Annotated in this window: 20 protein-coding genes and 2 tRNA genes; 19 read left to right on the top strand and 3 right to left on the bottom strand. The window is 71.9% G+C overall.

Features of this window, described 5'->3' with window-relative positions; translation table 11 throughout:
* The first annotated feature begins 134 nt into the window (after positions 1-134).
* The 3 genes from obgE (at position 135) to galE (ending at position 4,315) form a co-directional block, all read left to right on the top strand.
* On the top strand, positions 135-1,580 hold the full coding sequence (obgE, locus tag ACZ5NJ_RS06455; RefSeq protein WP_468763407.1) for a GTPase ObgE: 1,446 nt from the start codon (positions 135-137) through the stop codon (positions 1,578-1,580).
* Positions 1,581-1,649: 69 nt separating this feature from the next.
* On the top strand, positions 1,650-3,281 hold the full coding sequence (locus ACZ5NJ_RS06450) for a glycosyltransferase family 2 protein (RefSeq protein WP_468763405.1): 1,632 nt from the start codon (positions 1,650-1,652) through the stop codon (positions 3,279-3,281).
* A gap of 17 nt (positions 3,282-3,298) precedes the next feature.
* On the top strand, positions 3,299-4,315 hold the full coding sequence (gene galE, locus ACZ5NJ_RS06445) for a UDP-glucose 4-epimerase GalE (protein ID WP_468763403.1): 1,017 nt from the start codon (positions 3,299-3,301) through the stop codon (positions 4,313-4,315).
* 70 nt (positions 4,316-4,385) lie between these two features.
* On the opposite strand, the gene ACZ5NJ_RS06440 is transcribed toward galE, so the two are convergent.
* On the bottom strand, positions 4,386-5,534 hold the full coding sequence (locus tag ACZ5NJ_RS06440; RefSeq protein WP_468763401.1) for a glycosyltransferase: 1,149 nt from the start codon (positions 5,532-5,534) through the stop codon (positions 4,386-4,388).
* Positions 5,531-8,401: a bifunctional glycosyltransferase/CDP-glycerol:glycerophosphate glycerophosphotransferase gene (locus ACZ5NJ_RS06435; protein WP_468763399.1), complete on the bottom strand. Its 2,871-nt coding sequence runs from the start codon at positions 8,399-8,401 to the stop codon at positions 5,531-5,533. The genes ACZ5NJ_RS06440 and ACZ5NJ_RS06435 overlap by 4 nt, the downstream gene beginning before the upstream one ends.
* A gap of 159 nt (positions 8,402-8,560) precedes the next feature.
* Here ACZ5NJ_RS06435 and ACZ5NJ_RS06430 point away from each other — a divergent pair, with 159 nt between their 5' ends.
* From ACZ5NJ_RS06430 to ACZ5NJ_RS06400, 7 genes are all read left to right on the top strand, one after another.
* Positions 8,561-9,538, top strand: a complete 978-nt coding sequence (locus ACZ5NJ_RS06430) for a glycosyltransferase family 2 protein (RefSeq protein WP_468763397.1) — start codon at positions 8,561-8,563, stop codon at positions 9,536-9,538.
* On the top strand, positions 9,535-9,981 hold the full coding sequence (locus tag ACZ5NJ_RS06425; protein WP_468763395.1) for a GtrA family protein: 447 nt from the start codon (positions 9,535-9,537) through the stop codon (positions 9,979-9,981). Before ACZ5NJ_RS06430 ends, ACZ5NJ_RS06425 begins: the two co-directional genes overlap by 4 nt.
* A gap of 82 nt (positions 9,982-10,063) precedes the next feature.
* Positions 10,064-11,191: a glutamate 5-kinase gene (gene proB / locus ACZ5NJ_RS06420; protein WP_468763392.1), complete on the top strand. Its 1,128-nt coding sequence runs from the start codon at positions 10,064-10,066 to the stop codon at positions 11,189-11,191.
* Positions 11,192-11,272: 81 nt separating this feature from the next.
* Positions 11,273-11,683, top strand: a complete 411-nt coding sequence (locus ACZ5NJ_RS06415; RefSeq protein ID WP_468763873.1) for a hypothetical protein — start codon at positions 11,273-11,275, stop codon at positions 11,681-11,683.
* A gap of 238 nt (positions 11,684-11,921) precedes the next feature.
* Positions 11,922-13,205 carry a glutamate-5-semialdehyde dehydrogenase gene (locus tag ACZ5NJ_RS06410; RefSeq protein ID WP_468763390.1) on the top strand — a complete coding sequence of 428 codons (1,284 nt, stop codon included), beginning with the start codon at positions 11,922-11,924 and terminating at the stop codon, positions 13,203-13,205.
* Between the two features lie 77 nt (positions 13,206-13,282).
* Entirely contained in the window at positions 13,283-13,816 is a 534-nt protein-coding gene (locus ACZ5NJ_RS06405) for an SCO2584 family spore wall biosynthesis protein (RefSeq protein ID WP_468763388.1), read from the top strand.
* Between the two features lie 67 nt (positions 13,817-13,883).
* Positions 13,884-15,140: an SCO2583 family membrane protein gene (locus tag ACZ5NJ_RS06400; RefSeq protein WP_468763387.1), complete on the top strand. Its 1,257-nt coding sequence runs from the start codon at positions 13,884-13,886 to the stop codon at positions 15,138-15,140.
* Here the strand turns inward: ACZ5NJ_RS06400 and ACZ5NJ_RS06395 are convergent.
* Positions 15,124-16,203 (bottom strand): M48 family metallopeptidase, encoded by a 1,080-nt coding sequence (locus tag ACZ5NJ_RS06395; protein ID WP_468763385.1) that lies wholly within the window; start codon positions 16,201-16,203, stop codon positions 15,124-15,126. The genes ACZ5NJ_RS06400 and ACZ5NJ_RS06395 overlap by 17 nt on opposite strands.
* Before the next feature lie 139 nt (positions 16,204-16,342).
* On the opposite strand from ACZ5NJ_RS06395, the gene ACZ5NJ_RS06390 reads away from it, so the two are divergent.
* The 9 genes from ACZ5NJ_RS06390 to leuS all read left to right on the top strand — a co-directional run bounded on the left by ACZ5NJ_RS06390 (position 16,343) and on the right by leuS (position 23,892).
* Positions 16,343-16,510: a hypothetical protein gene (locus tag ACZ5NJ_RS06390; protein WP_100863660.1), complete on the top strand. Its 168-nt coding sequence runs from the start codon at positions 16,343-16,345 to the stop codon at positions 16,508-16,510.
* A gap of 59 nt (positions 16,511-16,569) precedes the next feature.
* Entirely contained in the window at positions 16,570-17,187 is a 618-nt protein-coding gene (nadD, locus tag ACZ5NJ_RS06385) for a nicotinate-nucleotide adenylyltransferase (RefSeq protein ID WP_468763383.1), read from the top strand.
* A 26-nt stretch (positions 17,188-17,213) separates the two neighbouring features.
* Complete coding sequence (locus ACZ5NJ_RS06380) at positions 17,214-18,797, top strand: LCP family protein (RefSeq protein WP_468763381.1); 1,584 nt, start codon at positions 17,214-17,216, stop codon at positions 18,795-18,797.
* Positions 18,798-18,863: 66 nt separating this feature from the next.
* Entirely contained in the window at positions 18,864-19,310 is a 447-nt protein-coding gene (rsfS, locus tag ACZ5NJ_RS06375) for a ribosome silencing factor (protein WP_042815634.1), read from the top strand.
* A complete protein-coding gene (locus tag ACZ5NJ_RS06370) occupies positions 19,307-19,984 on the top strand; it encodes a histidine phosphatase family protein (protein WP_468763872.1) in 678 nt (225 codons plus the stop codon). Before rsfS ends, ACZ5NJ_RS06370 begins: the two co-directional genes overlap by 4 nt.
* Before the next feature lie 112 nt (positions 19,985-20,096).
* Positions 20,097-20,169: transfer RNA gene (locus tag ACZ5NJ_RS06365), tRNA-Ala, on the top strand.
* Between the two features lie 143 nt (positions 20,170-20,312).
* Positions 20,313-20,546, top strand: coding sequence for a hypothetical protein (locus ACZ5NJ_RS06360; protein WP_007264019.1), 234 nt, complete (start codon positions 20,313-20,315; stop codon positions 20,544-20,546).
* A 157-nt stretch (positions 20,547-20,703) separates the two neighbouring features.
* Positions 20,704-20,776, top strand: a tRNA-Ala gene (locus ACZ5NJ_RS06355).
* 245 nt (positions 20,777-21,021) lie between these two features.
* A complete protein-coding gene (gene leuS / locus ACZ5NJ_RS06350; RefSeq protein WP_468763378.1) occupies positions 21,022-23,892 on the top strand; it encodes a leucine--tRNA ligase in 2,871 nt (956 codons plus the stop codon).
* Positions 23,893-23,903: the final 11 nt, after the last annotated feature.

Here is a 23,903-nt window from a genome sequence, read left to right as displayed (position 1 = left end):
CCGAGGGCGGATCTCAACTCTTCCCGGCTCCTGCCGGGAAGAGAGGTCCGCCCTCGGCGCGTTGTCACATAGACACGTTAAATGGGCAGCAAGGCCTGTCCGGGACATTCCCGTAAGTATCTGGAGGAACACCCATGACCACCTTCGTGGACCGCGTCGAGCTGCACGTCGCCGCGGGTAACGGAGGCCACGGCTGCGCCTCCGTTCACCGGGAGAAGTTCAAGCCCCTGGGCGGGCCCGACGGCGGCAACGGCGGCCGTGGCGGCGACGTCATCCTGGTGGTGGAGCAGGCGATCACCACCCTGCTGGACTACCACCACAGCCCGCACCGCAAGGCCACCAACGGCAAGCCCGGCGAGGGCGGCAACCGCTCCGGCAAGGACGGCCAGGACCTGATCCTGCCCGTGCCGGACGGCACCGTCGTCCTCGACAAGGAGGGCAACGTCCTCGCCGACCTCGTCGGCCAGGGCACCACGTACGTGGCCGCCGAGGGCGGCCGAGGCGGCCTCGGCAACGCCGCGCTGTCCTCCGCCCGCCGCAAGGCCCCCGGCTTCGCGCTGCTCGGCGTCCCCGGCACCACGGGTGACATCGTCCTGGAGCTGAAGACCGTCGCCGACGTGGCGCTCGTCGGCTTCCCCAGCGCCGGCAAGTCCTCGCTGATCTCGGTGCTCTCCGCCGCCAAGCCGAAGATCGCGGACTACCCCTTCACCACCCTCGTCCCCAACCTGGGCGTGGTCACCGCCGGCTCGACCGTCTACACGATCGCCGACGTCCCCGGCCTGATCCCGGGCGCCAGCCAGGGCAAGGGCCTCGGCCTGGAGTTCCTGCGCCACGTCGAGCGCTGCTCGGTCCTCGCGCACGTCCTGGACACCGCCACCCTGGAGTCGGACCGCGACCCGGTCGGCGACCTCGACCTCATCGAGGAGGAGCTCAAGCTCTACGGCGGCGGCCTGGAGAAGCGCCCCCGCCTCGTCGTGCTGAACAAGGTCGACATCCCCGACGGCCAGGAGCTCGCCGAGATGGTCCGCCCGGACCTGGAGGCCCGCGGCTACAAGGTCTTCGAGGTCTCCGCGGTAGCCCGCACCGGCCTGAAGGAGCTCTCCTACTTCCTCGCCGAGGTCGTCGCCAAGGCCCGCGCCCGCACGCCGAAGCAGGAGGCGACCCGTATCGTCATCCGCCCGAAGGCCGTGGACGACGCCGGCTTCACCGTCACCTACGACGAGGTCGAGGACGTGTACCGCGTGCGCGGCGAGAAGCCGGAGCGCTGGGTCCGCCAGACCGACTTCAACAACGACGAGGCCGTCGGCTACCTCGCCGACCGGCTCAACCGCCTCGGTGTCGAGGACGCGCTGAGGAAGGCCGGTGCCAAGGCCGGCGACGGCGTGGCCATCGGCGCCGAGGACAACGCGGTCGTCTTCGACTGGGAGCCGACCATGATGGCCGGCGCCGAGATGCTGGGCCGCCGCGGTGAGGACCACCGCATGGAGGCTCCGCGTCCGGCCACCCAGCGCCGCAAGGAGAAGGAAGCCAAGCGCGGCGACGCCGCCCAGCAGGAGTACGACGAGTTCCGTCCCTTCTAGTGGGCTCGGGGCGGGCGGTGTGCGGCGGGCTTGAAGCCCGCTTTACGCCGTTCGCCTAGGATCCTGCGGGTGAGCAGCAGCAATTCCAGCAGTGACACCCCCTCGGTGTCCGTGGTCGTGATCGCGTACAACGACGCCGGGCTCGTGGGCGAGGCCGTCTCCTCGGCCCTCGCCCAGGGCCCGGTGGTCGCCGAGGTCATCGCCGTCGACGACGCCTCCTCGGACGCGACCGCCCGGGTCCTGGACGAGCTGGCGGCCGCCCACCCGCGGCTGAAGGTCGTCCACCGCACGCAGAACAGCGGCGGCTGCGGCACCCCGCGCAACGACGGGATCGCCGCCGCGACCTCCCCGTACGTCCTCTTCCTCGACAGCGACGACGTCCTCCCGCCGGGAGCGGCCTCGGCCCTGGTGCGGGCGGCGCGGGAGCACCGCGCCCCCGTCACGGTCGGCGCGTGCGTCCGGCGCGAGCTGCCCGAGGGCCGCGACGTGCCGTGGATGCCCGGCCTCTACACGCCGGGCGAGGTCGTGGAGCGGCCCGCCGACCGGCCCGAGCTGGTCCGTGACACCCTCTGCGTCAACAAGCTGTACGACCGCTCCTTCCTGGAGGAGCACAAGATCCGCTTCCCCGACGGCCGGTTCGTCTACGAGGACTTCGTCTTCACCTCCCGCGTCCTGGCCGCCGCCCCCCGCATCGCCGTCGTCGGCGACCTCGTCTACGTGTGGCACGTGCGCCGGCGCGCCGCCCAGGTGTCCATCTCCCTGGACCGCAAGGACATCGGCAACTGGAGCTCGCGCGTGGAGGCCCACCGCACGGCCTCCCGCACCCTCGCCGCCGCCTCCCCGGAGCTGGGGCACGCCTGCCAGGTGAAGTTCCTCGACTACGACCTGCGCATGTACCTGCGCGAACTCGGCGGTGACCCCGGCTACCGGGCCGCCTGGTGGACCCTGACCCGCGACTACCTGGCCGGCTTCGACGCCGCCGACCTGGACGCGGCCCCCGCCCGCGCCCGCTGGACCGCCCGGGTGCTGCTGGCCGCCGAGACCCCGCCCGCCGACGTCGAGCGGCTGATGACGGGCCTGGCCGCCGAGCCCGCCCGGCTGCTGCCCCCGTACGCCTGCGGCCCCGACGGGGAAGCGGTGTGGAGCGAGGAGCTGCCGGTCCCGCTGGACGGGCTCGACGCCCTGCCCGCCGCCGACCTGCCCCTGACCGTCGACGCGGAGCCCGCCGGGGGCGGGGCCGTCCGGCTCCGGGTGCGCGACCTGTACGGGCGGCTCGCGCAGGCGGACCCGCGGACGGTGCGGCTGAGCTTCCTGCCCCGCGCCGGCGGCGGCCCCGTCCTGGTGCGCCCGGTGGAGCTGCGGCCCGCCGCCGACGGGGACGGCTGGACCGCCGAGGTCCCGTTCCGGCTCGCGGCCCTGGCCGCCGAGGGCCGCCGCCGGGGGCTGCGCGGCATGCAGGCCTGGGACGTCCGGGCGGGGGTGGACTGCGCCGACGGGAGCTCCCCGGTCACCTCGCTGCGCCCCCTCGGCGGACTGCTCCGCCGCCGGGCCCTGCCCAGCAGCCGGTACGGTGTTCTGCTGGCGCAGCCCTACCGCACGGCCTCCGGCGCGCTCGCGCTGCGCCTCGCCCCCGGCGCCGGGGGCGCGCTGACCTTCGTACGCAACCGCCTCGACCGCGCCCGCGCGCGCAGGTCACGCTAGAGCTCGGGAGAATACGCATGACGTTTCTGATCACCGGTGGCGCCGGATACATCGGCGCGCACGTCGTCCGCGCGATGCTGCTCGCGGGGCAGAAGGTGGTGGTCTTCGACGACCTCTCCACCGGCCGGGAGGACCGGGTGCCCGAGGGCGTGCCGCTGGTGACCGCCTCGGTGCTGGACCGCCTCGCCCTCGACGAGGCCATCGCCGAGCACAAGATCACCGGCGTGGTGCACCTGGCGGGCAAGAAGCAGGTCGGCGAGTCCGTCGAGAAGCCGCTGTACTACTACCACGAGAACGTGGAGGGCCTCCAGGTCCTCCTCGGGGCGGTGGCCCACGCCGGCATCCGCAACTTCCTCTTCTCCTCCTCCGCCTCCGTGTACGGGATGCCCGACGTGGACTCGGTGACCGAGGAGACCCCCTGCAAGCCGCTGAGCCCGTACGGCGAGACCAAGCTGGCCGGCGAGTGGCTGGTCCGGGCCGCCGGCAAGGCCCACGGCATCTCCACCGCCTGTCTGCGCTACTTCAACGTGGCGGGCGCTGCCGCCCCGGAGCTCGCGGACACCGGCGTCTTCAACCTGGTCCCGATGGTCTTCGAGCGCTACGACGCCGGTGAGGGCGCCCGGATCTTCGGCGACGACTACCCGACCCCGGACGGCACCTGCATCCGCGACTACATCCACGTCGAGGACCTGGCGGATGCCCACGTGGTGGCCGCGCGCAGGCTCGCCGAGTGGGGCGCGGCGGGGGAGTACAAGGACCTCACGGTCAACATCGGGCGCGGCGAGGGCGTCTCCGTCAAGGAGATGGTCGAGCTGCTCAACGAGGGCACCGGGCACGCCTACGCGCCGGTCGTCACCCCGCGCCGGCCCGGCGACCCGGCGAAGGTCGTGGCCTCGGCCGACCGGATCGCGGCGGAGCTGGGCTGGAAGGCCCGCCACGACGTCCGCGAGATGATCAGCTCGGCCTGGGCGGGCTGGGAGGCCAACCGCCGGTCCCCGCAGCACGACGGCCACAAGGACGCCCACACCGTCTGACGCCCCCCGGGACGAAGCCGCCCGCCCCGGACAGGTCCGGGGCGGGCGGCTTTCCGCCGTGCGGGAGGGGTCAGCGCTCCAGGAAGGCGAACAGCTTCTCCCAGCGGTCGGTGATCTCCGCGCTGGAGTAGCGGCGCACGCTGCGGAAGGCCTCGTCGCCGAGCCGGTCGCGGGTGGCGGGGTCCGACATCAGGGCGTCGAGGTGCCCGGCCAGCTCCATCGTGTTGCCGAGGCGGGCCAGCAGCCCGTCCTCGCCGTGCCGCACGATCTCCCGTACGCCCGGCGCGCAGTCGAACGCGACCGGGGGCAGGCCGGCCGCCATCGCCTCCAGCAGGGTGATCGGGAAGCCCTCGGCCCGGGAGGCCTGGGCGAAGACCGAGGCCCCGCTCAGCGCGCCCAGGACGTCGTCGGTGCTGCCCCTCCACTCCACGGAGTCGTCCAGCCCGAGCGAGGTGCAGTGCGCCCGCAGGCGGGCCTCCTCCACGCCCGCCCCGTAGATCCGCAGCTTCCAGTCGGGGTGGCGCGGGACGGCGTCCGCCCAGGCGTCGAGCAGCAGGTCCACGCCCTTCTCGAAGGCGAGCCGGCCGACGCTGGCGACGACCTTCGCGGTGCGCGGGGCCGGGGAGTCCGGCATGAACGGCAGCGGGTTCGGCATGCTGTCGACGTTCTCCATGCCGGACCGGATCCACAGGTCGGCGTCCTCGGGGGTGAGGACCAGCAGCCGGTCGACGTCCCGGTACCAGCGCCGGACCCGGTCGCCCCGGGTGGACTTCTGGCTGGCCTCGAAGGACTCGTGGCTCATGCCGACGACGGAGAGCCCCTTGGTGTCGGCGAGGGCCACCCACTCCATCGCCCACACCTGGGTGACGATCACGACGGCGCCCGGGCCGGCCGCCCGGAACAGCCCGCTCAGCTGCTCCGCCGCGGCGCGCATCCCCGCCCGCCGGGCCGCCTGGCGGCGCCGCTCGGGGGCGTTGAGGCGGCCCTTGACGCCGTGCAGCCGGCGGGCCTTCGGCGGGTGGGTCTCGTACAGGGTGGTCATCTCGTACGGGAGGCCGGCGGGCAGCTTCTGCCGGATCTCCTCGGCGACCGGGGCGATGCCGACGATGTGCACGCGGTGGCCGCGGTCGGTGAAGAGCCGGGCCATCTGGTGGGACCAGGTGGTCACACCGCCGAGCTCGTCCACGCTGTTGGAGACGATGAAGATGTCCCGGCTCACTTGGCGCTCCTGGTGAAGAACTTCTCGACGATCTGGCGGGCGGCGTCCCCGCGGTCGTACTCGCCGAACTCGGCGAGGAAGCGGCGGCGGGCCTCGGCGTACTTGGCGTCGGCCTCGTCGAAGGCGGCGACGGCCTGCATCAGCTCGTCCGCCGTCGCCACCACCGGGCCGGGGGCCTTGTCCAGCAGGTCGAAGTAGGTGCCGCGGATGTCCGTCGCGTACTTCTCGTAGTCGTACGCGAAGAAGAGCATCGGCCGGTCCAGCACCGCGTAGTCGAACATCACGGACGAGTAGTCGGTGATCAGCCCGTCGGCGAGCGCCAGCAGCGGGGTGATGTCGTGGTGCCGGGAGACGTCGATCACCCGGCCCGCGACCGACGGCGGCAGCGAGACGCTGTTGAGGTAGTGGGTGCGCACCAGCAGCGTGACGCGGTCGCCGAGCCGGTCGGCGAACTCCTCCACGTCGAAGGGGAACTCGAAGCCCTCCACAGCGCCGTCGGCGTTGGCCCGGAACGTCGGCGCGTACAGCAGCACCCGCTTGTCCGGGTCGATGCCCAGCTCGGCGGCGAGCGGGCCGCGCACCCGCTCCCCGCTGTCCACCTCGGCCGCGTGCGCCTCGACCAGGGCGTCGTTGCGCGGGTAGCCGGTGCGCAGCAGCACCTCGTCACGGAGCCGGAAGCCCTTGGCGAGGGTGCGGACGTCGTGCTCGGAGCGGACCAGGAAGTGGTCGAAGCGGTCGACGGCCGCCTGGAACCGGTCCTGGGCCGGCTTGCCCTGCGCCTTGGTGCGGGGCTCGTGGAAGCCCATCCGCTTGAGGGCGGAGCCGTGCCAGGTCTGGATGTACGTGGTCCCCGGGCGCTTGGACAGGGCCAGCGGGAAGCCCTGGTTGTCCACCCAGTACTCGGCCTGGGCCAGTGCCCGCAGGTACTGCCAGCTCCAGCGCTTGACGAGGGTGGCCTCCTTGGGGAAGCCGGTGGGCTTGGCGCCCGCGTAGGACCAGATCGCCTCGAAGGGGGCGCCCCGGCGGACCAGCTCCTCGTAGATGGCCTTCGGGCTGTCGCTGTACTGCTTGCCCATGTGGCTCTCGAAGACGACCGTGCCCTTCTTGACGGGCAGCTTCGAGAAGACCTCGTGGTAGACCTTCACCTTCTGCTCGCCCGAGCCGATGTTGCGGCGGGCCTTCAGGGCGCGGCGCAGGCCGCGCTTGACCACCCCGGCGGCCTTGCCGTGCATCGCGCTGCTGATCAGCGACTGGGTGCGGACGGCGGCGGCGCCCTCGGCGGTCAGGACGTAGGAGAGGTTGCCCTTCCTGGTCATCTCCGGCTCGAAGCGGTCGGAGACCAGCCGGGTCAGCCGCGGGCGCACCCGCAGCCGGGCGGCGGACTCCAGGTCCACCCCGCCGACCGAGACGCGGGTGGTGACCCGGTCCCCGCCCGCGGTCAGCTTCAGGCGTACGTCCCAGACGGCGTCGATGATGCCGAGGGGGCGGACCGTGCCGCCGACGTCGGCGGTCGTGGACCACTCGATCGTGTCACCGGCGTGGCGCACGGTTGCCACGGGGAAGCTGAAGGAGCGCACGCCGATCTGCCGCCGGGCCCGGAACTCCAGGGAGGCCGACAGCTCGGCGTCCTCCGCGATCCGGCCCAGGGGGTTCACGACCGCGCCGGAGAGGGTGACCTTGCCGCGCCCGTCGTCCGCGTACGAGGTCAGGCGGTTGCCCAGGATCAGCGAGGACAGCGGCGTGGTGTGGAAGCCCTGGCCGGTGACGTCCAGTATGCGGCGGCCCTCGGCGTCGTCGAGGTGCTCGGCGCACCAGTAGACCCGCCCGTCGCGCTCGGCCAGCGGGGAGGACAGGCGGCCCTTGTTGGTCATCGCGTCGGCGGCGGCCAGGAGGTTCTTCCAGTCCTCCTTGCCGAGCAGGTAGGCGCAGATGGCCTGGAGGTGGGTGACGTTCTCGTACGCGGCCGGGTCGATGCCCGCCAGGTAGCCGTTGGCGAGCCGGGCGAACTCCTGGCGGTAGGCGTCGCCCAGCAGCGGCAGGTCGCGCAGGTGGAGCACCAGGTCGTGCTTGAGGAACTTGGCGTCCTTGGCGGTCTTGATGGCCGTGTGGCCCTTGGTGGCCAGCAGTTCGTCGACCCGGCGGTGGATCTCCATCCGGTGGGCGAAGTTCGCGATCTCGTGGCGCCGGTTGCTGATCGACTTGGCGGCGGCCTTCTCGACCACGTTCCAGTAGTAGACGTGGTTGGGGATCAGCGTGATGCGGCGGGCCGCGACGTACGCCTGGGCCGAGAACAGCAGGTCCTCGTAGTGGATGCCGACCGGGAACTCCAGGCCCTGCTCCAGCAGGAACGAGCGCCGGTAGCACTTGTTCGTGGAGAGGGTGTCGTAGACCAGCAGGTCCGGGTACTCGGTGATCGACTCCAGGGTGCGGGTCCGTGCGTAGATCCACGGGTACCACTCGGTGGTCTTGCCCCAGCGGTTGTCGAGGTGCACGCGCACGCACATGCCCGAGACCAGGTCGGAGCCGGTGCGCTCGGCGGCGGCCAGCATGTTGCGGCAGGCGTTGCGCTCCAGGACGTCGTCGCTGTCCAGGAACATGACGTAGGTGCCGGTGGCCTGCTTGATGCCGTGGTTGCGCGGCGCGCCGCAGCCGCCGCTGTTCTCGGGCAGCCGGAAGGCGCGGACCCGGCCCGGATGCGCCGCTTCGAGCTCCTGGGCGACCTCGTAGGACCGGTCCTTGCTGCAGTCGTCGACGATCACGACTTCCACCCCGCGCAGGGTCTGGTCCAAAACCGACCGGACGGCTGTCTGCAGACGCTCTGCGTCGTTGTAGACGATGACGACCACGGAGACGTCAGGCACGTGCACCTCGATCCCTTCGTTCCATTCCGCTTATCCCGTCAAAGCTACCGTGTGCCGCACGCGACTCGGGCAGGGCGACCTCCGCCGTGCATACTTCTAAGGAAGAGGTGAGTCGCGGGTCCGGTCGCCGACAATCACCCGTTCGGACCCCAGCAGGAAGTGCCCATGACCAAGCTGTCGGTAGTCGTCCCCTGTTACAACGAAGAAGCGGTCATCGACCGCTTCGACGAGGAGATCCGCAAGGTTCTGGACGCCCTGCCCGTCGAGTACGAGGTCTGCTACGTCGACGACGGCAGCCGCGACGGGACCCTCGGCAAGCTCCGGAAGATCGCCGCCGAGCACCGGGACCAGACCCGCTACGTCTCCTTCAGCAGGAACTTCGGCAAGGAGGCGGGCATGCTCGCCGGCCTGCGCGAGGCCACCGGCGACGCCGTCGTGATCATGGACGCGGACCTCCAGCACCCGCCGGAGCTCATCGCCACCATGCTGGAGCACTACCGCCAGGGCCACGACCAGGTCATCGCCCGGCGCACCCGCGAAGGGGACAAGAAGCTCCGCTCCGCCCTCAGCCGCCTCTACTACCGGGGAGTCAACCGCTGGGTCGACGTCGAGCTCACCGACGGCGTCGGAGACTTCCGGCTGCTGTCCCGGCCCGCCGTGGACGCCCTGCTCGCGCTTCCCGAGTACAACCGCTTCTCCAAGGGGCTCTTCTCCTGGATCGGCTTCGACACCGTTCACTTCGACTACCAGAACGCCCAGCGCGAAGCGGGCGAGACGAAGTGGAAGTTCGCCTCCCTGCTGAACTACGGCATGGACGGACTGATCTCCTTCAACAACCGGCCGCTGCGCATCGGTATCTGGCTCGGGGTCTCGCTCGTCGCGCTGACCGGCCTGTACGCGCTGTGGATCACCGTGATGGCCATCACCAACGGCATCGACGCCCCCGGCTACGTCACGATCATCGCGATGATCGCGGGCATCGGCGGCATGCAGATGATCATGTTGGGCCTGATCGGTGAGTACATCGGCCGCATCTACTACGAGACCAAGCGCCGCCCGCACTTCCTGGTCAAGGAGGCCCACGGCGCGCCCGTGGCCGCCGCGCCCTCGGAACCGGTCGTCGCGGAGCGCAGCAGCCGATGAACACACACTCCCGCCGCGAGCAGCTCGGGCAGATCTTCCGTTTCGCCCTGGTGGGCGGGGTCAACACCGGCACCTTCTTCATCATCTACCTGTGCCTGCACCCGTGGATGCCGTACTTCGCCGCGTACACCCTGGCCTTCCTGCTGGCGATGGTCGGCTCGTTCTTCATGAACACCTATTTCACCTACCGCACCCGCCCCACCTGGAAGAAGTTCCTGCTCTTCCCGCTGACGAACGTCACCAACTACGTGATCCAGTCCGCCGGCCTCTACGCCCTGGTGAGCTGGGCCGGCATGGACACCCGGATCGCCCCGCTGGTCGCCGCCGTCCTCGCCATCCCGTTCACCTTCGTCCTCTCGCGCAAGATCCTCATCCCGGGGACGGGCCCGGACCCGGCCCCCGAACCGGAACGGGCCGCGGCGGGTTCCGCGTCCAGGGGCTGAAACCGGCGGGCGGGGCCCGCACGGGACCCCGTAGATTGAGCCAGTTCGTTGGTCGGTTTCGTGCGTGTGCGAGGGGAAAGACGTGTCAGCGGCTAGGCAGGGTGTCGTGGATGCCCGCAGGATCGTGGTCAAGGTCGGCTCCTCCTCCCTCACCACCGCGGCGGGCGGACTCGACGCCGACCGCGTGGACGCGCTGGTCGACGTGCTGGCCAAGGCCCGCGACGGCGGCGAGAAGGAGATCGTCCTGGTCTCCTCCGGCGCCATCGCCGCCGGGCTCTCCCCCCTCGGCCTGGCCCGCCGGCCCAAGGACCTGGCCCGCCAGCAGGCCGCCGCCAGCGTCGGACAGGGCCTGCTCGTCGCCCGCTACACCGCCTCCTTCGCCCGCTACGGCGTCCGCGTCGGCCAGGTGCTGCTCACCACCGACGACACCAGCCGGCGCGCCCACTACCGCAACGCCTTCAACACCCTGGACCAGCTCCTGGCCATGGGCGCGCTGCCGGTGGTCAACGAGAACGACACCGTCGCCACCGACGAGATCCGCTTCGGCGACAACGACCGGCTGGCCGCCCTCGTCGCCCACCTGGTCCGCGCCGACCTCCTCGTCCTCCTCTCCGACGTCGACGGCCTCTACGACGGGGACCCCTCCCTGCCCGGCACCACGCGTATCGAGGAGGTGCGCGGGCCCGAGGACATCGCCCACGTCTCCATCGGCAGCGCCGGCAAGGCGGGCGTCGGCACCGGCGGCATGGTCACCAAGGTCGAGGCCGCCCGGATCGCGGCGGCCGCGGGCGTCCCCGTCGTCCTCACCTCCGCGAGCCGGGCGGCCGACGCCCTGGCCGGCCGTGAGACCGGCACCCTCTTCCACCCCACCGGCCGCCGCTCGGCCGACCGGCTGCTGTGGCTCCAGCACGCCTCCACCCCGCAGGGCCACCTCGTCCTCGACGACGGCGCCGTCCGTGCCGTCACCCAGCGCGGCAGCTCCCTGCTGCCGGCGGGCATCGCGGCCGTCGAGGGCGACTTCGTCGCCGGCGACCCCGTCGAGCTGCGCTCCGCCGAGGGGGTCGCGGTGGCCCGGGGCCTGGTCAACTTCGACGCCAAGGAGCTCCCGCAGCTCCTCGGCCGCTCCACCCGCGAGCTTGCGCGGGAGCTCGGACCCGCGTACGAGCGGGAGGTCGTGCACCGGGACGATCTGGTCCTGCTGCAGGGCTGAGGTTCGGGAAAACCACCGCGCGGCGGGCCGGGGACTGGTCAACTGTGAGGGGCGGACACGCGTAGCGCAGACAGGAGGCGGCTGGTGAGACGAGCGCTGACCAGCGTCGGTACCGGGGACGGCGGCGCCGGCGGGGAGGAACAGGGCCCGGTGTCCCGCCTCTGGCACGTGACGCTGAGCGTCTCGGGCAGGCCGACGCCGCTGCCGGAGGTGCGACGCGGGCTGGAGCAGCTCGCGCACGACCACCCCTTCCTTCTGACCAGCCGGTACGCCGACGACCACGCGGAGATCCGGTACTGGGAGGAGGCCCGCGACCTCCACGACGCGGCGGCCGTCGCCCTGCGCCTGTGGGGCGAGCACCGGTCGACGGCGCAGCTGCCGCCGTGGGAGATCGTCGGGCTGGAGGTCATCGACCGCACGACGTACCACCAACGCGTCGCGGAGGGCTACGGCCCGCCCCCGGCCCACCCGGTGGGCGTGCACCCCTACTAGACGCGCCGCTCGTGCGGCGGGGCTGTCCACAGCCCCGCCGGCGTTTGAGGCGCGGGGTCCGGGGCGGAGCCCCAGGGAACGGCGGAAGGGCGGGGCGGGGAGAGCGGCTCCGCGCAGCGGGCAACCCGGCCACCGGCCCCAGCCGACCGGCCCGCCCCCCCGCCCGGCCAGGGCAAGGGCGTCTCGCGGGGTGGAACTCGGGCGGGGGGCCGGGGCCCCGGGGATTACCCTGGGCCGCATGACCTCGCTCGACGACGCCCCCGCGACCTCCCCCGTTCTCGCCACCGCGGCAGCGGCCCGCACGGCCGCCGCGGCCATCGCCCCACTCCCGCGGTCCGCCAAGGACACGGCCCTCCTGGCCATCGCGGACGCGCTGACGGCCCGTACCGACGAGATCGTCGCGGCCAACGCCCGGGACATCGAGAAGGCCCGCGCCGCCGGCACCAGCGAGACCGTCGTCGACCGGCTCACCCTCACCCCGGAACGCGTCGCCGCCATCGCCTCCGACGTGCGCGACGTCGCGGCCCTCCCCGACCCCGTCGGCGAGGTCGTCCGCGGCTCCACCCTCCCCAACGGCATCGACCTCCGGCAGATCCGCGTCCCCCTCGGCGTCGTCGGCATCATCTACGAGGCCCGCCCCAACGTCACCGTCGACGCCGCCGCCCTCTGCCTGAAGTCCGGCAACGCCGTCCTCCTGCGCGGCAGTTCCTCCGCCTACGCCTCCAACACCGCCCTCGTCGCCATCCTGCGCGACGCGATCGTGAGCGCCGGCCTGCCCGCGGACGCGATCCAGCTCGTCCCCGGCGAGTCCCGCGACTCCGTCCGCGAGCTGATGCGCGCCCGCGGCCTCGTCGACGTGCTCATCCCGCGCGGCGGTGCCTCCCTCATCAAGACCGTCGTCGAGGAGTCCACCGTCCCGGTCATCGAGACCGGTACCGGCAACTGCCACGTCTACGTCGACGCCCAGGCCGACCTCGACATGGCCGTGGATATCCTCGTCAACTCCAAGGCCCAGCGGCCCTCCGTCTGCAACGCCGCCGAGACCCTCCTCGTCCACCGCGACATCGCCGACGCCTTCCTGCCCCGCGCCCTCGACGCGCTCGCCGACGCCGGCGTGACCGTCCACGGCGACGCCCGGGTCCTGGCCGCCGCCGAGCAGAGCAAGGTCACCGCCCTGCCCGCCACCGACGAGGACTGGGCCGCCGAGTACCTGTCGTACGACATCGCCGCCGGAGTCGTGGACTCCCTCGACGACGCCGTCGCCCACATCCGCCGCTGGACCTCCGGCCACACCGAGGCGATCGTCACCACCTCGCAGGCCGCGGCGCGCCGCTTCACCCAGCTGGTCGACTCGACCACCGTCGCCGTGAACGCCTCCACCCGGTTCACCGACGGTGGCCAGTTCGGGTTCGGTGCCGAGATCGGCATCTCCACCCAGAAGCTGCACGCCCGGGGCCCGATGGGGCTGCCCGAGCTCACCTCCACCAAGTACATCGTCACCGGCGACGGTCACATCCGGTAACCGTCACCCGAACCCGGCGTGGCCGGATTCCGGCTTTCACCCTGCCCAAAGCGGCCCCCCAGGTCTACGCTGTTCCCGTGCCGGACGACGTGGGGGGCAAGCCGTTCCCGGACGACGGGGAGCCCGACGACGACCGCGGAGGCGCGGATCAGTACTTCGCCTCCGTGGTGTTCGACGAGGCCTTCGTCCGGAGCGCCGAAATCCATGAACCGAGCGCGGCCGAGCGCCAGCGCGCCGCCGACCTGGCACGCGCCGAGGCCGAGGCCGCCCGCGTCGCCGGCGGCTGGGCGGGCGAGGACGACCACGGCCACCCGGACGGGTACCCCTACGACGACCCCGCCTGGGAAGCCGGTGCCTACGGCTGCGCCGAGGGACCGTACGGGGCCTACGGCGGCAGCCTGCGCCCCTACCGCGGCCGGGCCGGCTGGCTGAGACCCGTCGCCTGGGTACTCGCCGTCGTCATGGGGCTCGGGATGGTGGCGCTGGCCTTCAGTGCCGTCTACCGCAGCGCCGCCGGAGAAGCGGACCCCGCACCCGCTCCCGCCAGTACCCCGCTCGGGGAAGTCACCGGCGTCGGCGCGTTTACGTACCCCGTCGGCCGCCAACCCTGAAGGTACGACCCCACTCGCCCGTTCCAGGGCCGGGGGCTTCTCTGAAGCGGGGACGGCGGGAGAAGCGATGGCCGTACCAGGAGATCCGCCCAACGGCACCCCCGAGGGATTCGGCGGGGGCGACGACGAACTGCGCCCGGACGAGTACCGGTCGGTGGTGTTCGACGAGGACTTCGTCCGCGCCGCCCGCCTCCAGGAGTTCTCCGCCCAGGAACGCATGGGCGAACACGCCCGCGCCGTCCGCAGCCGCTCCCTCTGGTCCGGCGGCGGCTCCGCGGGCCGCGGCACCGGCAGCCCCGGTCGCGGCGCCCGTCAGGGCATGCTGCTGGTCCTGCTCATCGCCACGGCCTTCGCCGTCGCCGTCTACCTGGGCCTGCGCAACCCCTACGTGCCCCCGGCCGGCGGCAACGCCGAGCCGCTCGGCAGCACCGTCGTGCCCCTGGCGCCGTCCTCCGCCGTACCCGGCGGCAAACCGGCCGACCTCTACGCCCAGAGCCCGGCGGCCGACTACCGGACCGGGGCGGCCGGGATCACCCTGCCGGCCGTACGCCGCACCCACCACTTCACCGAGAGCCAGGTCCTCGCCGCCCTGTCCATCGCCAAGGACTACCTGGTGCAGTCCTCCCTCGACCCCGACGTGCTCTCCGGCGCCGCCTCCCGGCCCGTGCGCGTACTGCTGGACCCCGGACAGCTGGCCCAGTTCGACGAGAGCATGGCCTCGCCCGCCGGGGACGGCCGGCACGCCGCAACGGGCTGGCTGGTCCGCTTCGACCCGCAGACCGCCGCCCTCGCCGACTCCCGCGTCCGGGTCGGCGGCGTCCTCACCTTCGAGGAGACCAGCCCGGAGGAACTGGTCGTCACCACCGACCACACCTTCGTGTACGCCGTCCGGGGAGCGGTCGGCCCGCCGGCCGGACCCGACACGGCCTCCCTCTTCACCGTCCGGCGCGAGCTGCGGCTGCGCTTCGACCACGAGGACCTCACCACCCGCCGGGCGGAGCTGACCTCCTCCTACGTGATGGCCGGACCCCAGGACTGCGCCGCCGACCCGGCCGGAGGCTTCCGCCCGCTGCTGGCCGGGGCCGGCCCCACCACGGTCGGCCCGCCGGTGAGCGACCCCTACGCCAACGGCCACCCCCGGCGCACCGCCGGACTGTGCGGGGTCATGGACCCGGCCGCGCCCGCCTCCGGGCAGCCCTCGTCCGCCGCGCCCTCCCAGCCCGGCCAGTCCTCGGAGCCGTCCCGTGCGGACGAGGCGGCCGGGACACCCGTCGCCCGGCCGCAGGCACCGCCCCCGCCGGCCTCCGTCAGCCCTGGCCGGTAGCGCCGTCGTCCTTGCCGCCCGCCGGTGCGGTCCCGCCGCCGGCCGTCCCGGTGAACCGGTCGCGCAGCCTCCCGCCCAGGTCGCCCGCGCCCCCGGCTATGTCCCCGACCAGCTTCATCAGGGGATCCCTGCTCGTGCGCACCGAGTCCGCGTAGTGCGAGGCGGACTCGCGGAAGGAGTCGGCCACCGAGGTGTCCTTGTCCTCCTCCCGCCGCGGGTAGTGCCCGTCCATGATCCGCTGGTAGTCCCGGCTCTGCGCCCACCGGCGCAGCTCGGCGGCCCGCACCGTGGTGAAGGGGTGCGTGCGCGGCAGCATGTTGAGGATCTTCAGGACCGAGTCGCGCAGGTCCCCGCCCGCCTCGTACTCGTCGGCCTGGGCCAGGAAGGCGTCGACGTTCATCTCGTGCAGGTGGTTGCCGCCCGCGATCTTCATCAGCCCGCGCATCGAGGCGTTCACGTCCTGCCCCACCAGCAGCCCGGCCCGGTCCGCCGACAGCTCCGACTTGCGGAACCACTCCCGCAGCGCGGTGACGATCGCCATGACCGCCACATTGCCCAGCGGGATCCACGCCACCTTCAGCGCCAGGTTCGTCAGGAACAGCAGCACCGTGCGGTACACGGAGTGCCCGGACAGCGCGTGGCCCACCTCGTGGCCCACGACCGCCCGCATCTCCTCCGCGTCGAGCAGCTCCACCAGCCCGGTCGTCACCACGATGATCGGCTCGTCCAGCCCGATGCACATGGCGTTCGGCTTCGGGTCCTGCTGCACGTACATCTGGGGGACCTTCTCCAGGTCCAGGATGGAGCAGGCGTCCCGCAGCATCTCGTACAGATGGGCGAACTGGGTCTCGCCCACGCGCACCGAGTCCGACAGGAACAGCAGTCGCAGGCTCCGCTCCGGGAGCAGCCCGCTGAGGGCCTTGAAGACCGTGTCGAAGCCGGCCAGCTTGCGCAGGGCGACCAGTGCCGAGCGGTCGGCCGGATGCTCGTAGGCCCGCGAGGAGATGCCCGGGAACCGCCGGCGGTCGCGCGCCGGCGTCTTCTCGAATCCGATGTCCGTCATGGCGCTTCCCCCTGGATCGGCCTCTGCTGCACTGCGTCCATCCTCTCAACGCCTGAGTCGGCGTGAGCGTGCCCCGGGCCCCCGCATACGATGTGAGGGAAGTCTCCGCTCGCTCCCCGACTCGATAGGTACCTGCCTGATGAGCCTCTCCACCACCGCCAACAACCTCGTCCTCCTCGCTTCGGAGGGCGCCGAGCAGCACGGCGGCAACCACGAGAGCCTGAGCCCCTACCTGACCGGTGGCGGTGCGCTCTTCGTCCTGCTGCTGCTGCTCTGGGTGACCACGCGACTGAACCGCGACCGCTGAACCACTCGTTCGGACCGGGCCTCCGCGCGCGCGGCACCGGGCCAGTAGGCTCTGCGCTCATGGGAGAGCAGGAAGTGCCTACGGGCCCGGCCAAGCGCCGGCTCGGCGTGATGGGCGGGACGTTCGACCCGATCCACCACGGACACCTGGTGGCCGCCAGTGAGGTGGCCGCCCTTTTCCACCTCGACGAGGTGGTGTTCGTCCCCACGGGCGAACCGTGGCAGAAGTCCCAGCGGGCCGTGTCGCCCGCCGAGGACCGCTACCTGATGACGGTCATCGCGACCGCCTCGAACCCGCAGTTCTCGGTGAGCCGCATCGACATCGACCGCGGCGGCCCGACGTACACGATCGACACCCTGCGGGACCTGAGCGCCCTCAACGAGGACGCCGACCTCTTCTTCATCACCGGCGCCGACGCCCTCGCGCAGATCCTCACCTGGCGCAACGCCGACGAGCTCTTCTCCCTCGCCCACTTCATCGGCGTGACCCGGCCGGGCCACGTCCTGACCGACGACGGCCTGCCCGAGGGCGGCGTCTCGCTCGTCGAGGTGCCCGCGCTGGCGATCTCCTCCACGGACTGCCGCGCCCGCGTCGCCGAGGGCGACCCCGTCTGGTACCTGGTCCCGGACGGTGTCGTGCGCTACATCGACAAGCGTGAGCTGTACCGGGGAGCCTGAGCTTCCGGAACGACGAGAGGCCCGCGGTGAACGACCCACAGGATCCGTACGACCCGTACGCCGCCCAGCAGCAGCTCATCGGCTACGACCCGTACGGTCGGCCGCTGTACGGCCAGGTGCCCGCGCAGCAGCCCCTCCAGCCCGCCCCGCCCCCGTACGAGCGGCAGTACGAGCAGCAGCACGTCCAGAGGCACGAGCCCCCGTACGGGCAGTCGTACGCACAGCAGCCCCCCGGACAGCAGTACGGGTACGAGCAGCAGGCACAGGGGTACGCCCCGGCGGCCGCCGTCCCCGAGCCGCGCCGGGCGGAACCGGCGGACCCGGCCCCCGCCCCCGGGGGCCCCGCCGCCGGCTACCGCACCGAGCAGTTCGCCTTCCTCGACCAGCCGGACGAGGACTCCGAGGACGTCATCGACTGGCTCGCCTTCACCGAGAGCCGCACCGAGCGCCGCGAGGAGGCCCGCCGCCGCGGCCGCCACCGGGTCGTCGCGCTGATCGTCGTCCTCGCCCTCCTCGTCGTAGGCGGCCTCGGCTACCTCTGGTACGCGGGCAAGCTGCCGTTCCTCGACGGACCCGGCCGCAAGCAGGGCGCCGCGACGGCCGCCGGCGCCCAGAAGCGCGACATGATCGTCGTCCACCTGCGCAACACCAAGCGGGGCGGCAGCTCCACCGCCCTCCTCGTGGACAACGTCACCGCGCGGCAGGGAGCGACCGTCCTGCTGCCCGGCACCCTCGCCGTCACCAAGGAGGACGGCACCGCCACCACCCTCGGCAAGTCCGTCGAGGACGGCGGCATCGGCACCCGCGAGGCCCTGGACACCGCCCTCGGCACCCGCATCGGCGGGACCTGGCGCCTGGACACCCCCTTCCTGGAGCGCCTGGTCGAGCTGGTCGGCGGCATCGAGGTCGACACCGACACGGCCGTCCCCGCCGACGAGCAGGCCAAGACCCCGGCCGTCGGACAGGGCCCGAAGCAGAGCCTGACCGGCGCCATGGCCGTCGCCTACGCCACCCACCGGGCCCAGGGCGAACCGGAGGCCAGGCAGCTGGAGCGCACGGGGCGGGTCCTGTACGCCGTCCTGCGCAAGATCCCCTCCGACCCGAAGGCCGCCGCCACGACCGTCGAGAGCATGGGCCAGATCCTGGACCCGGGGCTCGACGCGCAGAACCTCGGCGGCCTCCTCTCGCGGATCGGGGAGCACGCCAAGACGGCCGCGTACCGCACCGAGGTGCTCGCGGTGAAGCCCGACGGGAGGCTGACCGACGACGCCTCGAAGAAGGTGGTCAAGGAACTCCTCGGCGGCACCGTCACGGCGGCCCAGCCCGGAGCGGCCCCGCGCGTGGGCCTCAAGGACGCCACCGGGGACGAGAAGGCGCAGGTGGCGGCCAAGGCGGCGCTGCTCAACGGCGGCTACTCGTTCGTGGACGGCGGCAAGGCCGACCGGGCGGCCCCGACCACGTCGATCACGTACCAGGACGACGGACAGCGGGCCCGGGCGGTCGACGTCGCCAAGACGCTGGGGCTGCCGGAGACGGCCGTGAAGAAGGCGGAGAGCGTGGTGAACGCGGACGTCGTGGTGACCCTGGGCAAGGACTACAAGCCGTCCTGACCGGGCGGTGTCGGCAGTACATGAGACCCTTGTAGGGATCTGCCCGCCAACCCGAAAGCATGGCCAGTGACCGCCACGGACCGCTCCATCGAGCTCATCACCGCCGCCGCCCAGGCTGCGGCCGACCGGCTCGCGCACGACATCATCGCGTACGACGTCAGCGACGTGCTGTCGATCACCGACGCCTTCCTGCTCGCCTCCGCGCCCAACGACCGCCAGGTCAAGTCGATCGTGGACGAGATCGAGGAGCGGCTGCTCAAGGAGCTCGGCGCCAAGCCGGTGCGCCGCGAAGGCGACCGCGACGCCCGCTGGATCCTGCTCGACTACGTCGACATCGTGGTCCACGTCCAGCACAGCGAGGAGCGCGTCTTCTACGCGCTGGAGCGCCTGTGGAAGGACTGCCCCGAGATCGAGCTCCCCGAGGACGCCAAGCTCACCATCGGCAAGGCCGAGGAGCACGCCAAGCTGCGCGAGGCGCAGGGCGACGACGACCTGGACGGTGATCTGTTCTGAGCGCGGCCACCAGCACCGGGAGGCCCGGCGGCTCCGCCGGTAAAGGCAGGAAGATCGTCCTCTGGCGGCACGGCCAGACCTCCTGGAACCTGGAGCGCCGATTCCAGGGCTCCACGGACATCGAGCTGACCGAGACGGGGCTGGCGCAGGCGCGCCGCGCCGCCCGGCTGCTCGCCTCGCTGAAGCCGGACGCCATCGTGGCCTCCGACCTGAAGCGGGCCGCGGCCACGGCGGCCGAGCTGGCCGCCGTCACGCGTCTGCCCGTGGCGCACACCGAGGCGCTGCGCGAGACGTACGCCGGTGAGTGGCAGGGCCTGACGCACGAGGAGATCGTCGAGAAGTACGGCGAGCAGTACGCGGCGTGGAAGCGCGGCGAGCCCGTCCGGCGCGGCGGGGGAGAGCTGGAGACCGAGGTCGCCGACCGGGCCGCCCCGGTGGTGCTCGACCACGCCGGCCTGCTGCCCCCGGGCGGCACGCTCGTCGTCGTCAGCCACGGCGGCACGATCCGTACGACCATCGGCCGCCTGCTGCGGCTGGAGGCGCGCGACTGGGAGAGCCTGGGCGGGCTCTCCAACTGCTGCTGGTCCGTCCTCGGCGAGGGCGCGCGGGGCTGGCGGCTGCTGGAGCACAACGCCGGCACCCTGCCGGAGCCGGTGCTCGGCGACGACGACTGAGCCCCTCCGCGGGCCGCTCCGACCCGGATTTCACTTTCCGGCTGGTCACAGGCTAGAGTTCTTCTTGTTCGCAGCGAAGAACACCGGAAACGGGGGGAACGCCGCGGAGAGCGGGGCTATAGCTCAGTTGGTAGAGCGCCTGCATGGCATGCAGGAGGTCAGGAGTTCAATTCTCCTTAGCTCCACAATCAGGATCCCGTCCCCAACAGGGGGCGGGATCCTTGCGTTTGTCCTCCCTGTGCTTGCTGACCCCACCGGGACCGGCGTGGCAGAATCGGACGGCCGGAGGGGGACACGACGGTCCGACGCGGGAGGGAGTCGCTGACGGATGGGTGCACACCGGCGGCGGTGCGACTGGTGCAACAACGGCACGCCGATCGTTCGGGACATGGAGCCGGTCAATCCCGACTACCAGTACTGGTGCGAGGAATGCGCGCGGGCGCTGATCATAAAAGGCGACCCCATCGAGACGTACCGGGAGCTGGAGGGCGAGCCGATCTACGGCCGGCTCCTGGACGAGCACTGCACGCTCAAACGCTTCTACCAGTTCGCCCGGGCATGACCGGATCACACAGGGCCCACGCATGGGTAAATCGGACATAACGGGCCCTGCGGAAACCGATTTTTGGTCTCGGGCCATCACCGTGTAATGTTCTCGATGTCGCCAGGGGGAACCGGCAAGGGAAACCGAGAAGGGGCCCGGCGGCAGAGAGAAACAAGGGGCTATAGCTCAGTTGGTAGAGCGCCTGCATGGCATGCAGGAGGTCAGGAGTTCAATTCTCCTTAGCTCCACAGTGTGGAAGAGGGTCACCCGGATCGGGTGGCCCTCTTCTCGTTGTGCGGAACGGCAGAGCGGCCGCACGGGCCCCTGCGGTACCCTGACGCCATGCGTGCCGTACGCCTTCTGCTTACCGAGCCGCGCTGAGCAGCACCGACCCGAGAAGGTCGGCATCGGCGCGGCGTCCCCTCCTGTGCGAGGGGTTTTTTCGTTTGGGCAGGCAGAGACGGCAGAGACGATCGATGGAGCTTCAGGAATCATGAGCGAGACGAACACCCCGGCCCCCGAGGCGGCCGAGGGGCACCGTTACACGGCTGCCATGGCCGCCGACATCGAGGCACGCTGGCAGGACGTATGGGACGCGGAGGGCACCTACGAGGCGCCCAACCCCGGCGGTGACCTGGCCGGCGACCCGGCGGTCGTCGCCCGGCCCAAGAAGTTCATCATGGACATGTTCCCGTACCCCTCCGGCGCCGGCCTGCACGTCGGCCACCCGCTCGGGTACATCGCCACCGACGTCTACGCCCGCCACCAGCGGATGTCCGGCCACAACGTCCTGCACACCCTGGGCTTCGACGCCTTCGGCCTGCCGGCCGAGCAGTACGCCGTGCAGACCGGCACGCACCCGCGCGTGTCCACCGAGGCGAACATCGAGAACATGAAGGCCCAGCTGCGCCGGCTGGGCCTGGGCCACGACAAGCGCCGGTCGTTCGCGACGATCGACCCCGAGTACTACAAGTGGACCCAGTGGATCTTCCTGCAGATCTACAACGCGTACTACGACACCGACGCGAACAAGGCCCGGCCGATCGCCGAGCTGGTCGCCGCCTTCGAGAACGGCTCCCGTGAGGTCCCCGGCGGCCGTGCCTGGGCGGAGCTGACCGCCGGCGAGCGCGCGGACGTCCTGAACCAGTACCGCCTGGCCTACGCCTCCGACGCGCCCGTCAACTGGTGCCCCGGGCTGGGCACCGTACTGGCCAACGAGGAGGTCACCGCCGACGGCCGCTCCGAGCGCGGCAACTTCCCCGTCTTCAAGTCCCGCCTGAGCCAGTGGAACATGCGCATCACCGCGTACGCCGACCGGCTGCTGGACGACCTGGACGCGCTGGACTGGCCCGAGGCCATCAAGCTCCAGCAGCGCAACTGGATCGGCCGCAGCGAGGGCGCGCGCGTCGACTTCGCCCTGGGCGACGAGGCCATCACGGTCTTCACCACCCGCCCCGACACCCTGTTCGGCGCCACCTACATGGTCCTGGCCCCCGAGCACCCGCTGGTCGAGAAGTTCATCCCCGCCGCCTGGCCCGAGGGCACGCACGAGGCGTGGACCGGCGGACACGCCACCCCGGCCGAGGCCGTCGCCGCGTACCGCAAGCAGGCCGGCGCCAAGTCCGACGTCGAGCGGCAGGCCGACGCCAAGGAGAAGACCGGCGTCTTCACCGGCGAGTACGCCGTCAACCCGGTCAGCGGCGCGAAGGTCCCCGTCTTCATCGCCGACTACGTGCTGATGGGCTACGGCACCGGCGCGATCATGGCGGTCCCGGCGCACGACAGCCGCGACTTCGAGTTCGCCCGCGCCTTCGAGCTGCCGATCCGCTGCGTGGTCGAGCCGACGGACGGCCGCGGCACCGACACCGCCGAGTGGCAGGACGCGTTCGTCTCCTACGACGCCACGCTGGTCAACTCGACCGGCGAGGGCATCTCCCTGGACGGTCTGGGCGTGGTGGAGGCCAAGGCCGCCATCACCGAGTGGCTGACCGAGCGGGGCATCGGCGAGGGCACCGTCAACTTCCGCCTGCGCGACTGGCTGTTCAGCCGCCAGCGCTACTGGGGCGAGCCCTTCCCGATCGTCTACGACGAGGACGGCGTCGCCCACCCGCTGCCCGAGTCGATGCTGCCGCTGGAGCTGCCCGAGGTCGAGGACTACTCGCCGCGCACCTTCGAGCCCGACGACGCCGGCTCCAAGCCCGAGACCCCCCTCTCCCGCAAGGCCGACTGGGTCAACGTGGAGCTGGACCTCGGCGACGGGCGCGGCGTGCGCTCCTACCGCCGCGAGACCAACACCATGCCCAACTGGGCCGGCTCCTGCTGGTACGAGCTGCGCTACCTGGACCCGCACAACGCGGACGCGCTGGTCGACCCGGAGATCGAGCAGTACTGGATGGGCCCGCGCGAGAGCGCCCCGCACGGCGGCGTCGACCTGTACGTCGGCGGCGCCGAGCACGCGGTGCTCCACCTGCTGTACGCGCGCTTCTGGTCCAAGGTGCTGTTCGACCTGGGCCACGTGTCCTCGGTCGAGCCGTTCCACAAGCTGTTCAACCAGGGCATGATCCAGGCCTACGTCTACCGCGACGAGCGCGGCTTCCCGGTCGCCGCCACCGAGGTCGAGGAGCGCGACGGGAAGTTCTTCTTCCAGGGCGAGCCGGTCAAGCGCGAGCTGGGCAAGATGGGCAAGTCCCTGAAGAACGCCGTCACCCCGGACGAGATCTGCGAGGAGTACGGCGCCGACACGCTGCGCCTGTACGAGATGGCGATGGGCCCGCTGGACGTCTCCCGTCCGTGGGACACCCGCGCCGTCGTCGGCCAGTACCGGCTGCTCCAGCGCCTGTGGCGCAACGTGGTGGACGAGGAGACCGGCGCGGTCACGGTGGTCGACGCCGAGCCCGCCGAGGACACCCTGCGCGCCCTGCACAAGGCCATCGACGGGGCCGGCTCGGACATGGCGGGCCTGCGGTTCAACACCGCCATCGCCAAGATCACCGAGCTGAACAACACCCTGACGAAGGCGGGCCGCCCGCTGGAGCGGTCCGTGGCCGAGCGCCTGGTGCTGCTGATCGCCCCGCTGGCCCCGCACATCGCGGAGGAGCTGTGGCACCGCCTGGGCCACACCGACTCGGTGGTCCACCAGGACTTCCCCGTCGCGGACCCGGCGTACGTGGTGGACGAGACCGTCACCTGCGTGGTCCAGGTCAAGGGCAAGGTCAAGGCCCGCCTGGAGGTGCCGCCGACCGTCTCGGACGCCGACCTGGAGCAGCTGGCGGTCACCGACGAGGCCGTCGTGGCCGCGCTGGGCGGCGCCGAGATCCGCAAGGTGATCGTGCGCGCGCCGAAGCTGGTGAACATCGTCATCTGACGCCCGGGGAC

It is taken from the genome of Streptomyces sp. NPDC032091 (assembly GCF_055580265.1).
Note: the sequence above shows the minus strand (reverse complement) of the source record. Positions and strands in the feature narration are given on the sequence as shown.